The 20,612-nt window shown below is 70.3% G+C and carries 19 protein-coding genes; 11 read left to right on the top strand and 8 right to left on the bottom strand.

Going from position 1 to position 20,612, the window contains the following annotated elements:
- Window positions 1-42 precede the first annotated feature (42 nt).
- The 3 genes from nagA to RHOOR87_RS0114980 all read right to left on the bottom strand — a co-directional run bounded on the left by nagA (window position 43) and on the right by RHOOR87_RS0114980 (window position 3,076).
- Window positions 43-1,182: an N-acetylglucosamine-6-phosphate deacetylase gene (gene nagA, locus RHOOR87_RS0114990; RefSeq protein WP_007510291.1), complete on the bottom strand. Its 1,140-nt coding sequence runs from the start codon at window positions 1,180-1,182 to the stop codon at window positions 43-45.
- 100 nt (window positions 1,183-1,282) lie between these two features.
- Window positions 1,283-2,314: an SIS domain-containing protein gene (locus RHOOR87_RS0114985; protein ID WP_015446447.1), complete on the bottom strand. Its 1,032-nt coding sequence runs from the start codon at window positions 2,312-2,314 to the stop codon at window positions 1,283-1,285.
- A gap of 9 nt (window positions 2,315-2,323) precedes the next feature.
- Window positions 2,324-3,076, bottom strand: coding sequence for a GntR family transcriptional regulator (locus RHOOR87_RS0114980; protein ID WP_007510286.1), 753 nt, complete (start codon window positions 3,074-3,076; stop codon window positions 2,324-2,326).
- 184 nt (window positions 3,077-3,260) lie between these two features.
- Between RHOOR87_RS0114980 and zwf the strand changes: the two genes are divergently transcribed.
- From zwf to RHOOR87_RS0114955, 5 genes are all read left to right on the top strand, one after another.
- Complete coding sequence (zwf, locus tag RHOOR87_RS0114975) at window positions 3,261-4,724, top strand: glucose-6-phosphate dehydrogenase (RefSeq protein ID WP_007510283.1); 1,464 nt, start codon at window positions 3,261-3,263, stop codon at window positions 4,722-4,724.
- Between the two features lie 97 nt (window positions 4,725-4,821).
- On the top strand, window positions 4,822-5,535 hold the full coding sequence (gene pgl / locus RHOOR87_RS0114970; RefSeq protein WP_007510281.1) for a 6-phosphogluconolactonase: 714 nt from the start codon (window positions 4,822-4,824) through the stop codon (window positions 5,533-5,535).
- A gap of 149 nt (window positions 5,536-5,684) precedes the next feature.
- Window positions 5,685-7,502 (top strand): phosphogluconate dehydratase, encoded by a 1,818-nt coding sequence (gene edd, locus RHOOR87_RS0114965; RefSeq protein WP_027485459.1) that lies wholly within the window; start codon window positions 5,685-5,687, stop codon window positions 7,500-7,502.
- 139 nt (window positions 7,503-7,641) lie between these two features.
- On the top strand, window positions 7,642-8,295 hold the full coding sequence (locus RHOOR87_RS0114960) for a bifunctional 4-hydroxy-2-oxoglutarate aldolase/2-dehydro-3-deoxy-phosphogluconate aldolase (RefSeq protein ID WP_007510278.1): 654 nt from the start codon (window positions 7,642-7,644) through the stop codon (window positions 8,293-8,295).
- Between the two features lie 100 nt (window positions 8,296-8,395).
- Window positions 8,396-9,214: a TlpA disulfide reductase family protein gene (locus tag RHOOR87_RS0114955; protein WP_027485458.1), complete on the top strand. Its 819-nt coding sequence runs from the start codon at window positions 8,396-8,398 to the stop codon at window positions 9,212-9,214.
- Between the two features lie 60 nt (window positions 9,215-9,274).
- On the opposite strand, the gene RHOOR87_RS0114950 is transcribed toward RHOOR87_RS0114955, so the two are convergent.
- Window positions 9,275-9,979: an RNA polymerase sigma factor gene (locus tag RHOOR87_RS0114950; RefSeq protein WP_027485457.1), complete on the bottom strand. Its 705-nt coding sequence runs from the start codon at window positions 9,977-9,979 to the stop codon at window positions 9,275-9,277.
- Window positions 9,980-10,034: 55 nt separating this feature from the next.
- A complete protein-coding gene (folE, locus tag RHOOR87_RS0114945; protein WP_027485456.1) occupies window positions 10,035-10,658 on the bottom strand; it encodes a GTP cyclohydrolase I in 624 nt (207 codons plus the stop codon).
- Between the two features lie 161 nt (window positions 10,659-10,819).
- Here folE and RHOOR87_RS0114940 point away from each other — a divergent pair, with 161 nt between their 5' ends.
- A complete protein-coding gene (locus RHOOR87_RS0114940; protein WP_027485455.1) occupies window positions 10,820-11,350 on the top strand; it encodes a DUF4142 domain-containing protein in 531 nt (176 codons plus the stop codon).
- 10 nt (window positions 11,351-11,360) lie between these two features.
- Window positions 11,361-11,699: a cupredoxin domain-containing protein gene (locus tag RHOOR87_RS0114935; protein WP_027485454.1), complete on the top strand. Its 339-nt coding sequence runs from the start codon at window positions 11,361-11,363 to the stop codon at window positions 11,697-11,699.
- Between the two features lie 120 nt (window positions 11,700-11,819).
- On the opposite strand, the gene RHOOR87_RS0114930 is transcribed toward RHOOR87_RS0114935, so the two are convergent.
- Both RHOOR87_RS0114930 and RHOOR87_RS0114925 read right to left on the bottom strand, forming a co-directional pair.
- Window positions 11,820-12,161 (bottom strand): hypothetical protein, encoded by a 342-nt coding sequence (locus RHOOR87_RS0114930; protein ID WP_027485453.1) that lies wholly within the window; start codon window positions 12,159-12,161, stop codon window positions 11,820-11,822.
- A 166-nt stretch (window positions 12,162-12,327) separates the two neighbouring features.
- On the bottom strand, window positions 12,328-14,754 hold the full coding sequence (locus RHOOR87_RS0114925; protein ID WP_027485452.1) for a prolyl oligopeptidase family serine peptidase: 2,427 nt from the start codon (window positions 14,752-14,754) through the stop codon (window positions 12,328-12,330).
- 147 nt (window positions 14,755-14,901) lie between these two features.
- On the opposite strand from RHOOR87_RS0114925, the gene RHOOR87_RS0114920 reads away from it, so the two are divergent.
- A complete protein-coding gene (locus tag RHOOR87_RS0114920) occupies window positions 14,902-17,070 on the top strand; it encodes a prolyl oligopeptidase family serine peptidase (protein WP_027485451.1) in 2,169 nt (722 codons plus the stop codon).
- Window positions 17,071-17,164: 94 nt separating this feature from the next.
- Here RHOOR87_RS0114920 and RHOOR87_RS0114915 read toward each other — a convergent pair whose 3' ends face one another.
- Window positions 17,165-17,653 carry a transposase gene (locus tag RHOOR87_RS0114915; protein ID WP_043292419.1) on the bottom strand — a complete coding sequence of 163 codons (489 nt, stop codon included), beginning with the start codon at window positions 17,651-17,653 and terminating at the stop codon, window positions 17,165-17,167.
- Window positions 17,654-17,871: 218 nt separating this feature from the next.
- Between RHOOR87_RS0114915 and RHOOR87_RS0114910 the strand changes: the two genes are divergently transcribed.
- Genes RHOOR87_RS0114910 through RHOOR87_RS0114900 form a run of 3 tightly spaced genes read left to right on the top strand, consistent with a single transcriptional unit; the run spans window position 17,872 to window position 20,320 of the window.
- Window positions 17,872-18,534 (top strand): dienelactone hydrolase family protein, encoded by a 663-nt coding sequence (locus RHOOR87_RS0114910; protein WP_027485449.1) that lies wholly within the window; start codon window positions 17,872-17,874, stop codon window positions 18,532-18,534.
- Between the two features lie 29 nt (window positions 18,535-18,563).
- Window positions 18,564-19,616: a histidine kinase gene (locus RHOOR87_RS0114905; protein WP_027485448.1), complete on the top strand. Its 1,053-nt coding sequence runs from the start codon at window positions 18,564-18,566 to the stop codon at window positions 19,614-19,616.
- Window positions 19,616-20,320 (top strand): LytTR family DNA-binding domain-containing protein, encoded by a 705-nt coding sequence (locus RHOOR87_RS0114900; RefSeq protein WP_027485447.1) that lies wholly within the window; start codon window positions 19,616-19,618, stop codon window positions 20,318-20,320. The genes RHOOR87_RS0114905 and RHOOR87_RS0114900 overlap by 1 nt, the downstream gene beginning before the upstream one ends.
- Window positions 20,321-20,612: the final 292 nt, after the last annotated feature.

Below are 20,612 nucleotides of genomic sequence, written 5' to 3'. Positions count from 1 at the left end.
GGCGAGGCAATCATCGTTCCGGCACGCGCGAACGCTCCGGCCTCACTCTCCCACGCCGCCAACCCAGCGCCACCGCACGCGGTAGTCGTCATCCAGCGCCACCAGGTCGGCGCGGCAGCCCACCGCAATGCGGCCATGGCTCTCAGCCAGGCCGAGAAACTCGGCCGGGTAGCTGCTGGCCATGCGCACGGCCTCGTCCAGCGGCAGGCCGAGCATTTCCACGCCGTTGCGCACGGCGCTGGCCATGTCCAGCGCGGAGCCGGCCAGCACGCCTTGCGCGGTCTGGCAGATGCCGTCTTTCACGATGATCGTTTCGCCATTCAGCACGTAGTCGGGACGATCCGCACCGACCGGCGGCATCGCGTCGGTGACCAGCAGCAGCTTGCCGCGCGGCTTGGCGGCGAGCGCCACGCGCAGGCTGGCCGGGTGCACGTGGTGGCCGTCGACGATGATGCCGCACCAGCTGTCGGCATCCTCCAGCGCGGCGCCGACCACGCCGGGCTCGCGGCTGCCGAACGGGGTCATCGCGTTGAACAGGTGGGTGAAGCCGCGCACGCCGGCCGCGAGTGCGGCACGGGTGGTGGCGTAGTCGGCTGCGGTATGTCCGGCGCAGACGATCACCCCGGCGTCAACCAGCGCACCGATGCTGGCCGTCGGCACCTGGTCCGGCGCCAGCGTGAGCAGACGCACGCCGCGGTGCGGTGCGCACAGCAGCGCCAACTCGTCGCGGTTCGGCGCGTGGAAGTACTTTGCGTCGTGCACGCCCTTGCGCGCCGGCGCCAGGTAGGGGCCTTCCAGATGGATGCCGAGCACGCCCGGCACGCCTTCGGCCAGCGCCTGCTCCACCGCGGCCAGCGCTGCGCGCATCACCTCCACGCGGTCGCTGATCAGGGTCGGCAGGAAGCCGGTGGTGCCGAAGCGCCGATGCGCGGCGCCGATCCGGCGCAATGTTTCCACCGTGGGCGCCTCGTTGAACAGCACGCCACCGCCGCCATTGACCTGCACGTCGATGAAGCCGGGCACCAGCATCGCGCCGCCAAGATCGTGCTGTTGCGCATCACGCACGCGCGGATCGGATGGCGGCAGCAGGTCGGCGATGCGCTCGCCCTCCAGCAGCACGACGAGGTCGTCGCGCCAGCCGTCGGGGGTGAGTACGCGGGCATTGGCAAGCGATTGGATCATGGCGAATACTCACAGGCCGGCGTGTAGGCGCGCACCTTGTGCGCGCTGCTTTTGTGCAACGTAACGAAGAGCACCGCGCACAGGGTGCGCTCCTGCATGGTCAGACCGTCTCGGTGACCTTGTTGAGATGCGGCGGCACATCGGGGTTGAAGCCACGGCGCAGCGCCAGTGCGCTGGCGGCGCGGTAGAAACTCTGGATGACCAGCAGCGGCGTGCACAGCGCCGGCAGGCCGCCGGCCACCGCCAGCGTGCCGGCACCGTGCACGCCGGGCGCGGCCACGAACACCTGCGCGCCGCGGCCGCGGAACTCGCGCGCCACCGCCAGCGTGCTGTCCAGCGTGTCGTCGTCCTGGGCGAAGCACAGCACCGGGAAGTCGGGGCCGACCAGCGCCATCGGGCCATGCCTCACCTCGGCCGCGCTGAACGCCTCGGCGTGCAGGCCGCAGGTTTCCTTGAACTTCAGCGCCGCCTCCAGCGCGATGCCGAGGCCGTAGCCGCGACCGACCACGAACAGGTTGTGCGCAGCGGCCAGGCCGTCGACCAGCGCCGACCAGTCGGCGTCCCAGCCGGCGCGCAGCGCATCCGGCAAGGCGCGCAGTGCGGCGCCCAGTTCCCCGTCGCCGCGCCAGCGCGCACACAGGTGCAGCACCGCGGCCAGCGCGGCAAGATAGCTCTTGGTCGCCGCCACGCTGCGCTCCGGCCCGGCGTGCAGCGGGATCACCGTGTCGGCCAGCGCCGCCAGCGGCGAATCCTCCACGTTCACCAGCGCCACCACGCGCGCGCCGGCGAGCTTCGCCGCCTGCGCGTTGCGCAGCAGGTCGGGGCTCTTGCCCGACTGCGAGATCGCGATGAACAGTGCGCCCTGCCACTGCTGCTCGGCCGCGTAGACCGAGGTGACCGACGGCGACGCCGACGCGGTGACGATGCCGAGCTGGGTCTCGAACACGTACTTCGCATACGCCGCGGCATGGTCGGAGCTGCCGCGTGCACAGGTAACGATGAAACGCGGCGGCTGCGCACGCAGCGACTGCGCCAGCGCGCCGACCACCGCCTCGTTGGCGGCGAACTGGCGCGCGACCACATCGGCCGACTCGTGCGCCTCCTGATACATCAGGGTGTCGCGGGCGTCCATGGCGTTCCTTCAATCGGTCTGCAGTTCGGCGACGAAGTCGTAGATGTCGCCGCGGTACCAGGAGCAGGTGAACTCGACCACGCGGCCGTCGTCGAGGAAGCTGCGCCGCTCGATGTTCAGCCCGGCACTGCCCACGCTGACGTGCAGCAGCCGCGCCTGCTGCGCGTTCAGCGACACCGCACGCAGCCGCTGCAGCGCGCGACGCGGGCGGGCGTTGAGTTTTTCCAGTGCCTCGTACAGCGAATCGCGCACCAGGTGCGGGTCCGGCAACACGCTGGCCGGCACCACGCTGCGCTCGATCGCCAGCGGCTCGTCCTGGCCGTAACGCACGCGGTGCAGGCGCACCACCAGCGAGCCGGGCGACAGGTTCAGCGCCATCGATTCTTCCGGTGTCACCTCGCCGATGCCGCGCTCGAAGAACTCCGAACGCGGCGACAGCCCGCGCTCGCGCAGATCCTCGGTGAAGCTGGTCAGCCGCGACATCGGCTTGACGATGCGCTCGGCGATGAAGGTGCCGGCGCCGTGGCGCTGGGTCAGCAGGCCCTCCTCGACCAGGCCGGCGATCGCCTTGCGCACGGTCACCCGCGACAGCTTCAACGTCTGCGACAGGTCGCGCTCGCTGGGCAGCGCCTGGCCCGGCTCGATGTCGCGGTGCCCGATGATGTTGCGGATCGCCTGGCGCAGCCGCAGGTAGGCCAGCGGCTGGTGCGTGGCCGGGTCGTGGCAGATCCGGCGGTATTCATGGGCGAGGGCGGCTTCCATGTCGCGAACGATACCAATAGCGAACCACTGGCTGCAAGCCCGTATCACGCCCACCCTCATCGCATGAATTCGTATGCAGACCCGTGGTCGATCTGGTATTTCACTGGTACCATCGACGGAAATCCGGGCGATCGCGCCGCCAGGCCTTCCGCCCGCCATCCGGCATCGAGTCGAGGTGACCCGCGTGACTGCTTCCCCCCAATCGGTCGAACCGTTCGACCTGGTGATCTTCGGCGGCACCGGCGACCTCGCCGTACGCAAGCTGCTGCCGGCCTTGTTCCACCGCTTCCTCGACGGCCAGATCCCGGCCAGCAGCCGCATCGTCGGCATCGCCCGCGAAGCGCTGGACGACGCCGGCTACCGCGCGCAGCTGCGCGAGGCGCTGATCGGGGTGTGCGCGGCGGCGCAGCTCGACGTGTTCCTGCAGCAGGTGTTCTACCGTCCGCTGGACGCGCGCAAGGACGAGGGCTGGAACGACTTCACCGCGTTCATCGGCGCCCAGCCCGAGCACGTGCGCGTGTTCTACCTGTCCACCTCGCCGGAACTGTTCGTCGACATCTGCACCCGGCTGGGCCAGCACGGGCTCAACCAGGGCGCCTCGCGCGTGGTGCTGGAAAAACCGATCGGTCGCGACCTGGCCAGCGCGAACCAGATCAACGACGCGGTCGGCAAGGTGTTCAGCGAATCGCAGACCTTCCGCATCGACCACTACCTCGGCAAGGAGACCGTGCAGAACCTCCTGGTGCTGCGCTTCGGCAACGCGCTGTTCGAGCCGCTGTGGAACGCCGGGCACATCGACCACGTGCAGATCACCGTGGCCGAAACCCTCGGCGTCGGCCATCGCGGCGCCTACTACGACCGCGCCGGCGCGCTGCGCGACATGGTGCAGAACCACATGCTGCAGCTGTTGTGCATGGTGGCGATGGAGCCGCCATCCTCGCTGGCGCCGGACGCGGTGCGCGACGAGAAGCTGAAGGTGCTGCATTCGCTGAAGACCATCGACGACAGCAACGCCGCCCAGCTCACCGTGCGCGGCCAGTACCGCGCCGGCGTGGCCGAGGGCGCTGGCGTGCCGGGCTACCCGGAGGAACTGGGCAACAGCAAGTCGAACACCGAGACCTTCGTCGCCCTGAAGGCGGAGATCGCCAACTGGCGCTGGGCCGGCGTGCCGTTCTACCTGCGCACCGGCAAGCGGCTGCCGAGCCGGGTGTCGGAGATCGCGGTGACCTTCAAGCCGGTGCCGCACTCGATCTTCAACCCCGACGCCGGCACCTTGTCGCAGAACCGGCTGGTGCTGCGGCTGCAGCCGGACGAGGGGGTGAAGCTGTGGCTGACCATCAAGCATCCCGGCCCCGGCGGCCTGCGCCTGCGCCACGTGCCGCTCGACATGAGCTTCGCCCAGGCGTTCGGCGTGCAGCAGCCCGACGCGTACGAGCGCCTGCTGCTGGACGTGGTGCGCGGCAACCCCACCTTGTTCATGCGCCGCGACGAAGTGGAGGCGGCGTGGCGCTGGGCCGGCCCGATCCTCGCCGCCTGGGCCGACAGCGGCGAGCCGCCGCGGCCGTACGCCGCCGGCAGCTGGGGCCCGAGCGCCGCGGTGGCGCTGATCGAGCGCGACGGCCGCACCTGGAACGAAGACAGTGAATGATCCGGTTCACCTGCCGCTGCACCGGCCCGCGGCAGACTGGCAGTCCCTTCCCCACGCTACGCCCGGCCACGCCCGCGTGCCCGTCGCGACCGCCGCCATGACTACTCACCTGAACGTCACCACGCACAGTTTCACCGATTGCCGCGCGCAGGCCACGGCGCTGGCCGAGCGCGTCGCCGAACGCCTGCGCCGCGGGCTGGCCGAACGCGGCCACGCCGTGCTGGCGGTTTCCGGCGGCAGCACGCCGAAGGATTTCTTCGAGCGCCTGTCGCATGAGCAGCTCGACTGGGCCCGGGTGCAGGTGACCCTGGTCGACGAGCGCTGGGTCGCGGACACCGACGAGCGTTCGAACGCGCGGCTGGTGAAATCGCGGCTGCTGCTGCATGCCGCCGCCGCGGCGCGCTTCGTGCCGCTGTACACCGGCGACGCCAGCCCCGAGGCTGGCCTGGCTGCCGCCAACGCGCGCATCGAGGCGTTGCCGTTGCCGTTCGACGCGGTGGTGCTGGGCATGGGCGAGGACGGCCACACCGCCTCGTTCTTCCCCGGCGGCGACCACCTGGCCGAGGCGCTGGACCTGGACGGCACGGCGCGCGTGCTGCCGATGCACGCGCCCGGCGCCGGCGAGCCGCGCATCACGCTGACCCTGCCGACCCTGCTGCAAACGCGCGCGTTGTACCTGCTGGTGGCCGGCGAGAAGAAGCGCGACCTGCTCGCCGACGCGCGGCTCGGCCTCGGCGCCGCACGGGACTACCCGGTGCGCGCGGTACTGGCCCAGCCGCGCGTGCCGGTGGCGGTGTACTGGTGTCCGTGACCACCACCAACGGCATCGCCCGCAGGAGCACGCCCTGTGCGCGAACGGCAGGCGATGCCCGCCCGGGGAACCGCCAACCAGAGCATCGCGCACGACCGCAGGAAGTCCCTTGCGGACAGCGTGCGCTCCTACAGACAAGGTAAGAAATCATGACCACGCTGCACCCCGTCGTCGCCGAAGTCACCGAACGCCTGCGCGAGCGCAGCCGCGACACGCGCGCGGCCTACCTCCGGCGGATCGACGCGGTCGACCGCAGCGGGCCGCAGCGCGAGCACCTGTCCTGCGGCAACCTGGCGCACGGCTTCGCCGCCTGCGGCAGCGAGGACAAGGCCGCGCTGCGCAGCGGCCGGCGCGCCAACCTGGCCATCGTCACCGCCTACAACGACATGCTGTCGGCGCACCAGCCGTACGAGCGCTATCCCGCGCTGATCCGCCAGGTCGCGCGCGACGCCGGCTTCACTGCGCAGGTCGCCGGCGGCGTGCCGGCGATGTGCGACGGCATCACCCAGGGTCGCCCCGGCATGCAGCTGTCGCTGTTCTCGCGCGACGTGGTGGCGCTGGCCACCGCGGTGGCGCTGTCGCACGACATGTTCGACGGCGCGCTGTTCCTCGGCATCTGCGACAAGATCGTGCCGGGCCTCTTGATCGGCGCGCTGAGCTTCGGCCACCTGGCGGGCGCGTTCGTGCCGTCGGGGCCGATGCCCAGCGGCATCCCGAACGAGCAGAAGTCGAAGGTGCGCCAGGCGTTCGCCGACGGCAAGGCGAGCAAGGCCGAGCTGCTGGAAGCGGAGGCGGCCTCGTACCACGCACCCGGCACCTGCACCTTCTACGGCACCGCCAACTCCAACCAGATGCTGATGGAGATCATGGGCCTGCACCTGCCCGGCGCCAGCTTCACCGCGCCGGACACCCCGCTGCGCGACGCGCTCACCGCCGAGGTGGTGCGCCGCGTCGCCGCCCGCAGCGCGCTGGGCGACGCGTCCCTGCCGCTCGGCCACATCATCGACGAGCGCGCGATCATCAACGGCGTGATCGGCCTGCACGCCACCGGCGGTTCCACCAACCACCTGCTGCACCTGGTGGCGATCGCGCACGCGGCCGGCATCCAGTTGCGCTGGGACGACTTCGACGCGCTGTCCGGCGTGATCCCGTTGCTGGCGCGCGTGTACCCGAACGGCTACGCCGACGTGAACCAGTTCCACGAGGCCGGCGGCATGGCCTTCCTGATCGACCAGCTGCTCGGCGCCGGCCTGCTGCACGCCGACGTGCAGACCATCTTCGGCACCGGCCTGGACGGCTATGCGCAGGTGCCGGCGCTCGACGCGGGCGGTGCGCTGCACTGGCAGCCGGTGGCGAAGCAGAGCGGCAACCGCGGCGTGCTGCGCGGCGTCGACGAACCGTTCCGCCCCGACGGCGGCCTGCGCATGCTCGACGGCAATCTCGGCCGCGCGGTGATCAAGGTCTCCTCGGTGCCGGACGACCGCCTGCTGATCGAGGCGCCGGCGATCGTGTTCGACGATCAGGACGAGGTCGCCGGCGCGTTCAAGCGCGGCGAACTCAACCGCGACTTCGTGGCGGTGGTGCGCTTCCAGGGCCCGCGCGCGAACGGCATGCCTGAACTGCACAAGCTCACCCCCACGCTGGCGCTGCTGCAGGACCGCGGCCACCGCATCGCCCTGCTCACCGACGGCCGCATGTCCGGCGCCTCCGGCCGCGTGCCGGCGGCGATCCATGTGACCCCGGAGGCGGTGGCCGGCGGCAACCTCGCCAAGATCCGCGACGGCGACATGATCCGGCTGGACGCGGCGAACGGACGTCTGGACGTCCTGATGGAAGCGCACGAACTGGATGCCCGCCTGCCGCACGTCGCCGACCTGTCCGGCGAGCACAGCGGCATGGGCCGCGAACTGTTCGGCCTGTTCCGCCAGGCCGCCGCCAACGCCGACCTCGGCGCCGGCGTGCTGTAGCCCTGCTCCCTCCCCTGCCTTGCAGGGGAGGGTTGGGGTGGGGTTCGCTCTTGATCTTCACTTCCACGCCAGCCTGAGCAACCCCCTCCCAACCTCCCCCTGCGCTGCAGGGGGAGGGGCCAAACCCCAGGAGCCAGACGTGAGTTCGATCGAACACAAGCAGCAGCAAGTCGAAACCCTCATGCGGCTGGCGCCGGTGATCCCGGTGGTGATCATCGACGACGCGAAGGCCGCGGTGCCGATGGCGCGTGCGCTGGTCGCCGGCGGCATCCCGACTATCGAGGTCACCCTGCGCACGCCGGCGGCGCTGGAGGCGATCCGCGCGATCGCCGCCGAAGTGGAAGGCGCCGTGGTCGGCTGTGGCACCGCGCTGAGCGCGCGCGACTTGCAGGCGGCGCGGCAGGCCGGCGCCCGCTTCGCCGTCTCGCCCGGCACCTCGCCGCGCCTGCTCGACGCCGCCGACGACAGCGAACTGCCGCTGCTGCCCGGCGTGGCCACCGCCAGCGAGGCGATGGCCCTGCTCGAACGCGGCTATCGCCACCTGAAGTTCTTCCCCGCCGTGCCGGCCGGCGGCCACAAGCTGCTCGGCGCCTGGGCCAGCCCGCTGCCGCAGATCCGCTTCTGCCCCACCGGCGGCATCGGCCTGAGCAGCGCGCCGGATTTCCTCGCCCTGCCGAACGTGCTGTGCGTGGGCGGCTCCTGGCTCACTCCCGCCGACCGGCTCGCCGCCGGCGACTGGGCCGGCATCGAGCGACTGGCGCGCGAGGCAGCCGGCTTGCGCCGGGCGGACTGACGCGGCCTGCGCCGCCCGGCCACGCGATACCGGATAAGGTTCCCGCTTGCACGCACTCGTCGCCATCGGCGCGAGCCCTCACCGGTAAGGACGGAAGCACGTGAATATCGGACCGCTGGCACTCTCGTCGGCGCTGCTGGCACTGCTGTTCGGCGTCGTCGCCGCACTCGCCGTGGCCGGCTTCCTGGCCCGGCGCGGTTACGCCGACGCCGGCAATGCGTTGTATCTGGCACTCGGCGTCGGTCTGCTGACCGCGCGCATCGCCTACGTCGCCGGCTGGTGGCCGCAGTACGTGCAGCAGCCGCTGAGCATGCTGAACATCCGCGACCAGGGCTTCGACCCGATCGCCGGCGCGCTCGGGCTGCTGGCGGCAGCGATGCTGATCGGCTGGCGCCGGCCGCCGCTGCGCCGGCCGCTGGCCGCCGGCGTGGCGGTCGGCATCGCGGCCTGGGCCTTCGCCGGACTGCTCGCGTACAAGCTGACCGCGGCCAGCCATCCCGGTTTGCCGGCCCTGGCGCTGCGCGACCTGGACGGCCGCGAGGTATCACTGCAAACGCTGCGCGGCCAGCCCAGCGTGATCAACCTGTGGGCCACCTGGTGCGGCCCGTGCCGGCGCGAGATGCCGGTGCTGGCCGAGGCGCAGCGGACGACGCCGCAGGTGCGCTTCGTGTTCGCCGACCAGGGCGAATCGGCGGCCGCGGTGAAGCAGTTCATGCGGGTGCAGCGCCTCGTGCTGGACGGCGTGCTGATCGACGGCAACCTGGACCTGTCGAACCACTACAACGCCCGCGGCTACCCGACCACCTTGTTCCTCGACGCCGACGGCCGCCTGCGCGACATGCACATCGGCGAACTGTCGCGTGCCACGCTGGCCGAGCGACTGCAGCGGATCACCCCGCCCGCCGCCGCACCACGCTGATCACATCGCCATGGGCGGCGGCGCAGGGCGGGCGCTGCCCGCCCTGCCCAACCGCACGGGTCAGGCCGATTGTTCGGTCTCCAGCCGCGCCATCACCGCGTCGGTGACGCGGGCGCAGCGCTGGCCCATGAACGGGAACGCCCCACTCATGGTCTCGGCCAAAGTGCCCTGCAGCGACGTGCGCAGCAGCCGGCGCGCGCGGTGCAGGCGGGTCTTCACCGTCTCCGGCTTGATCGCCAGCAGGCTGGCGGTTTCCTCCACCGAGCATTCCTCCACCTCGCGCATCATGTAGACGGTGCGGAACGCCTCCGGCAGCTTGTCGATGGCGTGTTCGAGCAGGTGGCGGATCTGCGTGCGCGCAGCCGACACCGCCGGATCCTCGCTGCCGAACTTCGAGGGGAACTGGATGATCTGGTGGGTATCCTCCACCGCCGCGTCGACCTGCTCCAGGCCGACCATGGTGTGGCGCTTGCGCAACCGGCCGCGCGCCTCGTTCAGCACGATGCTGGTCAGCCAGGTCAGCAGGGTCGAGTCGCCACGGAACGAATCCAGCTTGTGGTAGGCACGCATATACGATTCCTGCAGCACGTCTTCCGCTTCCGCATCCTCGCCAAGCACGGCGCGCGCCACGCGGAACAACCGCTGGTTGCAGCGCTGCATGATGTGGCGGAACGCCTCGCGATGGCCGGCGCGAACCTGCGCCACCAGCGCGTGGTCGTCCAGCGCGGCGTAATCGACGGATGCAACATGGGCATGGGCTGACATGGCTTTCTCCTTTTACACCTGATCCGATGCAGCGGGGTGGCCCGAGGTTCCCGGGTCAGCCGGCCAGCGTGGCCAGGATCTCGCCGCGCCGCGGTTCCTGCGCGAATTCGCCGACCAGGCGCCGGGTCTGCATCGACACCCCGTGCAAACGGACCCCGCGGGAAGACAGGCATTCGTGGCTGGCCTCGACCACCACCGCCACGCCGCGCGGATGCAGCACCTGCGCCAGGGTATCGGCGATCTCCACGGTCAGCCGCTCCTGGATCTGCAGGCGCCGGCCGAACGCCTCGACCAGCCGCGCCAGCTTGGAGATGCCGACCACGCGCCGATCCGGCAGGTAGGCGATGTGCACCACGCCGCGGATCGCCGCCAGGTGGTGCTCGCAGGTGGACTGCAGCGGGATGTCGCGCAGCAGCACCAGTTCGTCGTAGCCGCCGACCTCGCTGAAGGTACGGCTGAGCAGGCCGGCCGGATCTTGCCGGTAGCCGGCGAACCATTCCTCGTAGGCGCGCACCACCCGCGCCGGGGTGGCCAGCAGGCCCTCGCGCGCGGGCTCGTCGCCGGCCCAGCGGATCAGCGTGCGCACGGCGGCTTCCGCCTCGGCACGGGTGGGGCGGGGGGTTTCCGCGACCGGCATCGGCGCGGCGGTGGAAGCGATGGATTGATCGAGTTCGAGCATGGGAGAGGTTTCGCTGGGGTGACAGCCGATCCGACGCAGGCGCCGCGGCCGAGGTTCCCGCTGCACTCCGCGCACCCGCCGGAACCTGTGCGCCGCTGCTGCATCTCATGGGCACCGGCAAGCTTCGCTCGCCCTTCATCCATCCCAAGGAGACACCGCTCATGAACAAATCCCTGTTCGCCCTCGTCGTCGCGCTCGGCCTCGGCTCGCTCGCCAGCGTGCACGCCGCCACCCCGGCGCCGGCCATCAACGACGCGCAGATCGCCCACATCGCCTACACCGCCGGCGCGATCGACGTCACCGCCGCCAAGCAGGCGCTGAGCAAGTCGCACAACCAGGCGGTGCGTCAGTTCGCCGAGGAAATGGCGCGCGACCACGCCGCCGTGAACGACCAGGCGCTGGCACTGGCCAAGAAGCTCGGCGTCACGCCGGCCGACAACGGCACCAGCCAGTCACTGGCCAAGGGCGCCGCCGCCGAGCAGACCAAGCTGGCCGCGCTGAGCGGCGCGGCCTATGACAAGGCCTATGCCGAGAACGAAGTGGCGTTCCACAAGGCCGTGCTGGCCGCGCTCGACGGCACGCTGATCCCGTCCACGCAGAACGCCGAGCTGAAGTCGCTGCTGGAAACCGGCTCGAAGCTGTTCCACGAGCACGAGATGCACGCCGAGCACCTGGCTGCCAGCCTGAAGTAAGGAGCACGTCATGTTCCGCAGCACGCTTCTGTTCCTCGGCCTGCTGAGCCTGGGCGTGGCCGCCGCGCCGGCGTTCGCGGCCGCCCCGGCCACGGCACAGGCAAAGACGGTGCACGTGATCGTGCTCGACAAGATGATGTTCGGCCCGATGCCCACCGGCGTGCGCGCCGGTGACGTCATCGAATGGGTCAATCACGACATCTTCGAACATAGCGCCACCGCGCGCGACGGCAGCTTCGACATCGACCTGAAACCGGGCGCCACCGTGCGCACCACGGCCAAGGCCGGTTCGTTCGCGTTCTTCTGCAAGTTCCACCCCGGCATGACCGGCACCCTGGTCGCCAAGTAACCCGGCAGCAGCACTCGCTCCCCCGAGCTTGCAAGGCCGTCCTACCGCGATCTTGCAGTGCTGCCGGTCCCCCGGTCGCAACGGGATCCGCGCGATCCCGTTGCGACCGTTTTTCCGGGCTTACTCGCCCGGCGGCACCCGGGTCAACTCCACCCCGTCCACCGTCATCTTCCACGCGCTGCCGTCTTGGTGCGGCGGCATCGAGACCACGAAGGTGGTCCTGACCGGGCCGATACCCACCACGAAGTTGTCGCCCTCGAACGCCTGCAACGGGCCGTTGACGGACTTGCTTGCGTTGCCATCCACCCGCCGGTAGTTCACGTTGCCGCCGGTGGTGATCAGCAGCGACATCGTCGTCGACCGCCACTGCCCGGCATACGCCAGCTTCTCCGGCGGCAACGGCTTGGCGCAAGCGGCCAGCAGCAGGCCGCACGCCACGAGTATCCACAGCAACTTGCGCATGTTTCCCCCTCGGCAGAGACCTCGTCCCGGCATGCCGCCGAACGCTCAGGCCACGTGCTGCCAGCCGAAGTACTTTCGGCTGGCAGGGTTCAACCGGTCAAGAGCCCCACGCGTGTCGCCGCGGGCGCGCCCCCATGCCGAGTGGCGCCCCGCCACGCGCTGCCGCCTACTTCACCGGCTTCACGTACGTCCCGAACAGCTCGTCGATGCGCCGGTACTCGTCGTACCACGAATCGGCGTGCACGAAGCCGTGGCGTTCCAGCGGGTACAGCGAGATCCAGAAGTTCTTCTTGTGCAGCTCGATGAAGCGCTGGTACAGGCGGATCGAGTCCTCGGCCAGCACGTTGTCGTCGATCAGGCCGTGTTCGATCAGCAGCGGATCCTGCAACTGGTCGGCGTATTCGATCGGCGAGCTGGCCTTGAACGCGTCGGGATCGAGCTGCGGATCGTTGAGGATGTTGGCGGTGTACTCGTGGTTGTACAGTGTCCAGTCGCTGACCGGGCGCAGCGCGGCGCCGGCGGCGAACTCGCCCGGCGCGCGCAGCAGCGCCATCTCGGTCATGAAGCCGCCGTAGCTGCCGCCGTAGATGCCCACGCGGCGCGGATCGACGTGATGGTTCTTGACCAGCCACGCCTTGCCGTCGAGCAGGTCTTCCAGTTCCGGGTGGCCCATCTGGCGGTAGATCGCGGTGCGCCAGGCGCGGCCGTAGCCTTCGGAGGCGCGGTAGTCCATGTCCAGCACCACATAACCTTGGCTCACCAGCAGGTTGTGGAACATCTGCTCGCGGAAATAGTGCGACCACGACAACGTGACGTTCTGCAGGTAGCCGGCACCGTGCACGAAGATCACCGCCGGCTTCGGCGACGCACCCTCGTCGGCCGGGCCGTAGTACTTCGCCCAGATGCCGCCCGCGCCGTGCGAGGACGGCACCTCGACGATCTTCGGCGCGATCCAGTCGTGCGCGCTGAACGCCGCCTTCATGGTGCTGGTCAGCTCGCGCGGCGTGCCGCCGGCGGACGGCTGGACGGCCAATTGCGGCAGCACGTAGGGCGCGGAATGCAGCACGGCGAGCTGCGTGCCGTCGGGTGACAGCGCGAAGTCGTCCATGCCCTGGTAGTGCGTCACGCGCGCCAGCTCGCCGCCGGCGGACGGCACGCGGTAGACGTCGTAGCTGTAGGGCGCAACCCGGTTCGTGCGCAGGTAGAACCACTGGCCGTCCGCGCTGAGCTGCGGGTGGCTCACCTCGAACCGGCCGGTGGTGAGCGCTTTCGCCTTGCCGTCGAGCGGCTTGACGTAGAGCTGCGACCAGCCGGTCTGCTCGCTCAGGTACCACAGCGTGCGGCCGTCCTTCAGCCAGCCGAAATCGTTGAAGTTCCAGTTGATCCACGCCGGGTCGGTCAACCGCTGCTGCGGCACCAGCGCGTGCCTGGCGAAATCCACGCTGGCGATCCAGCGGTCCTTGTTGTCGATCGCGCGCAGCTGGATGGCGAGCTGGCGGCCGTCGTCGCTCCATGCGATGCCGCCGCCACCGCCGTCGTCGGCACTGCCGACGATGCGCACGGCGCGCCGTTCCGGCGCCTTCAGCGCCTTGGCCTGCTCGGCCTTGCCGGCTTTCTGCAGCGCGGCGACGGCGCGTGCGCGCAAGTCCTTCAGCGGATCGTCGTGGATGCCGGGCAGCGGGTCGGTGGCCAGCGGGTATGACTGGTGGTTGGCCAGGTCGAGCAGCAGCAGCGACTGCGGCGCCGGGTCGTTGCGGCCCACGTACACGCGCGCCTCCTGCGGTTCGAGGTAGCCGGAGTCGGTGACGTAGTGGGCGAGCGTCGGCGCCTTGCCGGCTTCGTAGCCTTTCGGCGCGGTGACCAGCAGCAGCCAGCGGCCGTCCGGCGACAGTTCGCTGTCGACCGGGGTGATCTTGTCGCCGAGGAAGAACGGCAGCGGCGCGCGGCCCGGGTCGGCGGCGGCCAGCGCCTGCTCCTCGTCGCGCTTCGCCTGCTTGTCGGCCTTGAGCCGGCGCAGCGTCTTGAACAATTCCAGCTGCCGCTCGCCCAGCGCGTCAGGCTGCTTCGCCTGCGGGTCGTCGGCGAACTTCAGCACTGCCGCGGGCGCGGTGACGCCGCTGGCCAGGTCGTGGCTGTACCAGTCGTTGCCGTCGCGGAACTGCAGCGCGCGGCCGTCGGCGGAAAAGCGCGGCGCGGATTCGTCCTGCGGCGTGCGGGTGACCTGCTGGCGCCGGCCACTGGCCAGGTCCACCACGAACACGTCGCCGTGCAGGATGAAGGCGGCATGCCGGTGCGCGCGATCGAACACCGCCGGGCCGTCGGCCTGCGCCAGCGCGACCGGGTCCAGCTTCGCGCCTTGCCCGGTAGCCGGGTCGACCCGGTACAGGTCGCGCAGCGGGCTGCCATCGCGCTTCAGCGCGTAGTACACGCTGCGCCCGTCCACGCTCCAGTACGGCGACTCCACCGCCTGGCCGATCCAGTCCGGGTTGGCCATCACGGTGTCCAGGTCCAGCGGCGTCGATGCCGGCGTGGCGAGCGCGGCCAGCGGCGCGACGGTGAAGGCGACAAGGGCGGCCAGCAGCAATCGGCGCATGGATTCTTCCCGGGCAAAAAAGCCAGCATAACCGAGCGCAGCGGCGATCCGCGGCCACCCCTGCCGAAAGTCAGCGGCCGGCGGCTGCAGCGGCGGCGGCGCGTTGCTACCCTGCTTGCTGCCACGTCTTCCCATGGAACCCTCGCCATGCGCCTTGCGTCCTTCGCCGCCGCCCTGCTGCTCGCCGCCGGCGCCGCTGCCGCCGCCCAGCTGCCGCCCGTGAATCCGTCGACGAAGCCGCCGCGCGAGCTGGCGCTGATCGGCGAGCCGCAGCCGCTGCCGCCGCCCACGCCGCAGCAGGCCGCGTCCGGCACCTTCCACGGCGTCAGCGTGGCCGATCCGTACCGCTGGCTGGAAAACCCGGACGACCCGGCGGTGCGGCGGTGGATAGCCGCGCAGAACGCGTACACCGAGGCGACCCTGGCGGCGATGCCGCAGGGCAAGGCGCTCACCGTGCGGGTGCAGCAGCTGGCGATCACCTCGACCACGCGCTCCGGCCCCACGCTGGCCGGCGGCACCTTGTTCTATCTGCAGCAGACCCCGCCGCAGCCGCAGCCGGTGCTGATCGCGCAGGCGTGGCCGGACGGCACGGCGAAGGTGCTGGTGGATCCGAACGCCGACCACGGCGGCGCCGGCACCGCGATCACCGCCTACTGGCCCTCGCCGCGCGGGCGCTACCTCGCCTACGGCAGCGCCGAGGGCGGCAGCGAGCTGACCACCATCCGCGTGCTCGAGGTGGCCAGCGGCAAGACCCTGCCCGACACCCTGCCCTGGGCCGGCGGAGGCACCACGCCGCAAGGCCTGGCCTGGGATGCCGACGAGCGCGGCTTCAGCTACGTGCGCTTCGCGCCGCCGGCGGCGGGGCAGGAAGTGGAACAGTTCCACGCCACCCTGGTGCATCACACGCTGGGCCAGGCCGCCACGGCGGACGCCGTGGTGTTCGGCAAGGGCTACTCGAAAACCGCCGAGTACGTGCTGGTGAATGCGCCGGCCAGCGCGCAGGCCGCCGTGCTCGCCTACGACGGCGACGGCGGCCCGGCCGAAGTGTTCCTGCAGCACGGCGATCGCTTCATCCGCGTGCTCGATCGCGGCGCCAACGTGCGCACCGCAGCCTGGGTGAATGGACGTCTGTACGTCGCCGCGTTCCGCGATGCGCCGCGCGGCAAGGTCGTGGCCATCGGCGACGACGGCAAGGCAGCGCCGGTGCTGGCCGAGCGCGAAGGCGCGATCCAGCAGATCGCCCCGCTCGGCGACGGCTTCCTGGTGGTGCGCAGCCGGGGCCCCGACTGGTGGGTCGAGCAGTACGACGCCGGCGCGATCTTCGTGCGCCGGCTGCCGCTGCCGGAACATGGCATCGGCATCGGCGAGATCGCCTCCGAATCCGGCAGCAACAAGGCACTGGTGAGCTACGGCGGCTGGAGCACGCCCACGCGCTGGGCCGAGTACGACGGCCGCAGTGGCGCGCTGAAGACCGTGTTCGAGGTCAAGCCTGCCGCCGACTATTCGAAGGTGGTCGCGCAGCGCATCGACGGCACCTCGAAGGACGGCACGAAGATCCCGGTGACCGTGCTGTCGCTGCGCGGCACCACGGCGAACGGCAAGCGGCCCACCATCCTCTACAGCTACGGCGGCTTCGACATCCCGATCAAGCCCGGCTTCATCGGCCCGAACCTGGCCTGGCTGGAGCGCGGCGGCGTGCTCGCCTACGCCAACATCCGCGGCGGCAACGAGAACGGACAGCGCTGGCACGCGCAGGGGCAGCAGCTCGACAAGCAGAACGTGTTCGACGACTTCCACGCCGCCGCGCTGGCGCTGATCCATGCGCGCTGGACCGACCGCGCGCACCTTGGCATCCTCGGCGGCAGCAACGGCGGCCTGCTGATGGGCACGCAGATCGTGCAGCACCCGGCCGACTACCGCGCCGTGGTGGCGCGCGTGGGCATCTACGACATGCTGCGCCACGAGACCCACTTCGCCAACGGCCCGTACAACATCCCCGAGTACGGCAGCATCGCCGACCCGGCGCAGTTCAAGGCCACCCTGGCCTACTCGCCGCTGCAGCACGTCGAGGCCAACACCGCCTACCCGGCGGTGCTACTCACCACCGGCGAAAACGACCCGCGGGTGGCGCCGTGGCAATCGCGCAAGTTCGCCGCCACGCTGCAGAACGCCAGCGCGTCGACGCGGCCGATCCTGCTGCTGACCCGCATGAACGCCGGCCACGGCATCGGCGCCCCGTTCAGCCAGCGCGTCGGCGACACCGCGATCGGACTGACGTTCTTCGCGCACGAGCTGGGGCTGGACGTTGAAAAATAAATCACCCACTCCGTCGTAGGAGCCCGCTGGCGGGCGATGCCTTAGCTCTGATGTCGCTAAGATCAGAACAAAAACATCGCCCGCCAGCGGGCTCCTACAAGAGTGGCGATGCATCGCCGTCGAGCCAGACGGCATCCCAGTAGGGATAGGCAAGCACGCTGTCGACCAGGCTGGCACGCACCGGATTGGCGACGATGTATCGCGCAACCGCCCTGACTTCCTCATCGGCCCGCAACGCGTGATCATGAAAGCTGCGATCCCACGGCGGTCCATCCAGCCCGCACGACTCATGCAACGCGCGCGACGCGCAGCCCTTGAATCGATTCATGACCCGGCCCAGCGGCTCATCGCCGAGCTGCAACAAGCCATGCCAATGGTCGGGCATCAGCACCCAGGCGAGCAGGCGGGCATCCGCCCAGGTCGACGCCGCATGGATGACCCGGCTGGCCACCCGTGCGCGGGCCAGATCCGCAAAGAGACACTCGCGATGGCGGGTCACCGTCGTCAGCAAATACATCTGGCCAGGAATGGACACGCGGCCCTGGCGCAAGGCATGGCGACCAATGGGTGGAAAAGCAGGCATGCGTGCAGACTGCCGTGGATATCAGCAAAACACATCGCGTGTCAGCATCGACTCCTGTCCTCCCAATCCTCTACGCCCAGTAGGAGCCCGCTGGCGGGCGATGCCTTTGCTCTGATGCCTCAGGGGAAAGAGCATCGCCCGCCAGCGGGCTCCTACGCATCGAGGCAGGGGATCGAGACTGCTACGATGGCATCCGCCTTCCGCCGTCGATTCCTACCATGACCCTCCCCACCGTCGAACACGAAACCGGCACCTCGCCCCGCTACAGCATCATCTGGCTGCACGGCCTCGGTGCCGACGGCCACGACTTCGCGCCGATCGTGCCGGAGCTGGTGGACCCGGCGTGGCCGGCGCTGCGTTTCGTGTTTCCGCATGCGCCGGTGCGGCCGGTGACGATCAACAACGGCATGTCGATGCGTGCGTGGTACGACATCATCGGCTTCGACGCGCGCGCGCCACAGGACGAGGCCGGCATCCGCGCCTCGATCGCCGCCGTCGGGACGCTGATCGAACGCGAGCACGCGCGCGGCGTGCCGAGCGAGCGGATCTTCCTCGCCGGCTTCTCGCAGGGCGGCGCGATCGCGCTGTCCGCGGGGCTGCGCCATGCGGAAAAGCTGGCCGGCATCATCGCGCTGTCGACCTACCTGCCCATCTCCGCCACGCTCGCCGCCGAGCGCAGCGCCGCAAACGCGGCCACGCCGATCTTCCAGGGCCACGGCAGCGCCGACCCGGTGGTCGCGCTGCCGCGCGGCACCGCCTCGCGCGATGCGCTGCAGGCGCTGGGCTATCCGGTGGACTGGCACACCTACCCGATGGCCCACGCGGTCTGCGCCGAGGAGATCGACGACCTGCGCCGCTGGCTGGGCCAGCGGCTGGCGTAAGCGCGACCGCGCTGCGGCATACTTGCCGCATGCGCGAACCAACCTCCCGCCGCGCCGCGCGCGGCCGCACCGAACACAGTCCGCTGCCGGATTTCTGCCAGCTGCCGGCGCTGTTCGCGCTGCTGGTGGTGGGCGCGCTGACGGTGACCGTGATGTGGCTGGCTCGCGACGATCCGCGCGACTGGTCGGCCTACAGCGTCGGCATGCTGTTCGTGACCCTGCTGGGGATGGTGGCGGCGGTGGTGCTGTGCGGGCTGCGGCCGTGGCTGCAGCGCCTGCCAGGACACCTGCCGTATGTCGGTGTGTGGCTGCTGATCCTGCTGCTGGTGCTGCTCGCCAGCATCGTGGCGCACTGGTTCGACGGCGCGCTGCAGATGCATCTGGTGCGCGGCAGCCTGCCCGTGTTCGTGCGCGACAACGTGCTGATCGCCGCCCTGCTCGGCGCCGCGATGCTGCGCTATTTCTACGTGCTGGCGCAGTGGCAGGCGCGGCTGGCGGCGGTCACCCGCGCCCAGGTCGAGGCACTGCAGGCGCGCATCCGCCCGCACTTCCTGTTCAACAGCATGAACACCGTGGCGGCGCTGATCCGGGTCGACCCCGAGGCCGCCGAGCGCACGGTGGAAGACCTCTCCGAACTGTTCCGCGCCGCCTTGGGCCAGCACGACAGCGCCGACGGCACGCTGGGCGAGGAGCTGGCGCTGGTCGAGCGCTACCTGGCGATCGAGCAGCTGCGCCTGGGCGAACGCCTGCGCGTGCGCCGGGAGCTGGATGAGCTGCCCGCCGATTTCCCACTGCCGCGCCTGCTGCTGCAGCCGCTGGTGGAGAACGCGGTGCGCCACGGCATCCAGCCGTTGCGCGAAGGTGGCGAGGTGATCCTGCGCGGCGGGCGCGACGGCAAGGGCATCCATATCGAGATCGGCAACCCGCTGCCCGCCACCCCGCCCACCGCCGGCAACGGCCATGGCCTCGACAGCGTGCGCCAGCGCGTGGCCTACCGCTACGGGTCCTTGGCGAAAGTGCAGGCCGGTCCGCAGGACGGGCGCTTCGTGGTGCGGCTGCAACTGCCCGGAGGGTCCGCTTGATGCGCGTGCTGGTGGTCGACGACGAGCCGCTGGCGCGCGCGCGCCTGGCCGCGCTGCTCGGCGAATGCGCCGGCGTGGAAGTGGTCGGCAAGCTCGGCGATGGCGAGGCCGCGCTGGCCGCGCTCGACGACCTGCAGCCGGACGCGCTGCTGCTCGACATCAACATGCCCGGCACCGACGGCGTGGCGCTGGCGCAGCGGCTGGCCGGCCGCGCGCAGCCGCAGGTGATCTTCTGCACCGCCTACGAGGCGCACGCGCTGAAAGCGTTCGAGCTGGGCGCGGTCGACTACCTGCTCAAGCCGGTGCGCCTCGACCGCCTGCGCGAAGCGCTGCAGCGCGCCCAGCGCCGCCTCGCCGACGCCCCGCGCGAACCGGCCGCCTACCTGTACGGCCGCCTGCGCGGCGAGCAGGTGCGCATCGCGCTGGACGAGGTGATCTGCCTGCTCGCCGACGAGAAATACGTGGTCGTACAGCACCGCCGCGGCGAACTGCTGATCGAGGACTCGCTGCGCCAGCTGGAAGAAACCTACCCCGACCAGCTGATCCGCCTGCACCGCAACTGCCTGGTCCCGCCGACCCGCCTGCTCGGCCTCAAGACCCTCGCCGACGGTCGCGTGCTGGCGCGCCTCGACGGCAGCGACCACGCTCCCGAAATCAGCCGGCGCAACCTGCCGGCTGTGCGGAAGTTGCTGCGGCTGGGGTGAATGCACGCGGCTGCCAAACCCCGCGAACAAGCCGGAACGATGGTTGTTATCACCGTGATTTGTGGGAGATAAGACATAGCGCTGCGCTTTGTGGGATATCCCAGTACTGTCCGGGGAAATTGCTCGGCGATCTCAGTAAACGATTGATCATGCGATAAAAAATGACAGCTCCGGGGTGTTAGCGATTTCAACCATGCAGGCCTCAACCTGGACGACCTCACGGGGAGGGCGTCGCCATGCACGAAGGCCAGTTTGTGTTCACGCAGCTCATGCGGCATCTGCCTATGCATAC

The organism is Rhodanobacter sp. OR87, assembly GCF_000473345.1.
GTDB classification, from domain to species: Bacteria; Pseudomonadota; Gammaproteobacteria; order Xanthomonadales; family Rhodanobacteraceae; genus Rhodanobacter; species Rhodanobacter denitrificans.
Note: the sequence above shows the minus strand (reverse complement) of the source record. Positions and strands in the feature narration are given on the sequence as shown.

Coding starts and splice junctions, on each gene's coding strand:
- nagA (WP_007510291.1), bottom strand. CDS start 1,182: ATGATCCAATCGCTTGCCAATGCCCGCGTACTCACCCCCGACGGCTGG.
- RHOOR87_RS0114985 (WP_015446447.1), bottom strand. CDS start 2,314: ATGGACGCCCGCGACACCCTGATGTATCAGGAGGCGCACGAGTCGGCC.
- RHOOR87_RS0114980 (WP_007510286.1), bottom strand. CDS start 3,076: ATGGAAGCCGCCCTCGCCCATGAATACCGCCGGATCTGCCACGACCCG.
- pgl (WP_007510281.1), top strand. CDS start 4,822: ATGACTACTCACCTGAACGTCACCACGCACAGTTTCACCGATTGCCGC.
- edd (WP_027485459.1), top strand. CDS start 5,685: ATGACCACGCTGCACCCCGTCGTCGCCGAAGTCACCGAACGCCTGCGC.
- RHOOR87_RS0114950 (WP_027485457.1), bottom strand. CDS start 9,979: ATGTCAGCCCATGCCCATGTTGCATCCGTCGATTACGCCGCGCTGGAC.
- folE (WP_027485456.1), bottom strand. CDS start 10,658: ATGCTCGAACTCGATCAATCCATCGCTTCCACCGCCGCGCCGATGCCG.
- RHOOR87_RS0114940 (WP_027485455.1), top strand. CDS start 10,820: ATGAACAAATCCCTGTTCGCCCTCGTCGTCGCGCTCGGCCTCGGCTCG.
- RHOOR87_RS0114935 (WP_027485454.1), top strand. CDS start 11,361: ATGTTCCGCAGCACGCTTCTGTTCCTCGGCCTGCTGAGCCTGGGCGTG.
- RHOOR87_RS0114930 (WP_027485453.1), bottom strand. CDS start 12,161: ATGCGCAAGTTGCTGTGGATACTCGTGGCGTGCGGCCTGCTGCTGGCC.
- RHOOR87_RS0114925 (WP_027485452.1), bottom strand. CDS start 14,754: ATGCGCCGATTGCTGCTGGCCGCCCTTGTCGCCTTCACCGTCGCGCCG.
- RHOOR87_RS0114920 (WP_027485451.1), top strand. CDS start 14,902: ATGCGCCTTGCGTCCTTCGCCGCCGCCCTGCTGCTCGCCGCCGGCGCC.
- RHOOR87_RS0114915 (WP_043292419.1), bottom strand. CDS start 17,653: ATGCCTGCTTTTCCACCCATTGGTCGCCATGCCTTGCGCCAGGGCCGC.
- RHOOR87_RS0114910 (WP_027485449.1), top strand. CDS start 17,872: ATGACCCTCCCCACCGTCGAACACGAAACCGGCACCTCGCCCCGCTAC.
- RHOOR87_RS0114905 (WP_027485448.1), top strand. CDS start 18,564: ATGCGCGAACCAACCTCCCGCCGCGCCGCGCGCGGCCGCACCGAACAC.
- RHOOR87_RS0114900 (WP_027485447.1), top strand. CDS start 19,616: ATGCGCGTGCTGGTGGTCGACGACGAGCCGCTGGCGCGCGCGCGCCTG.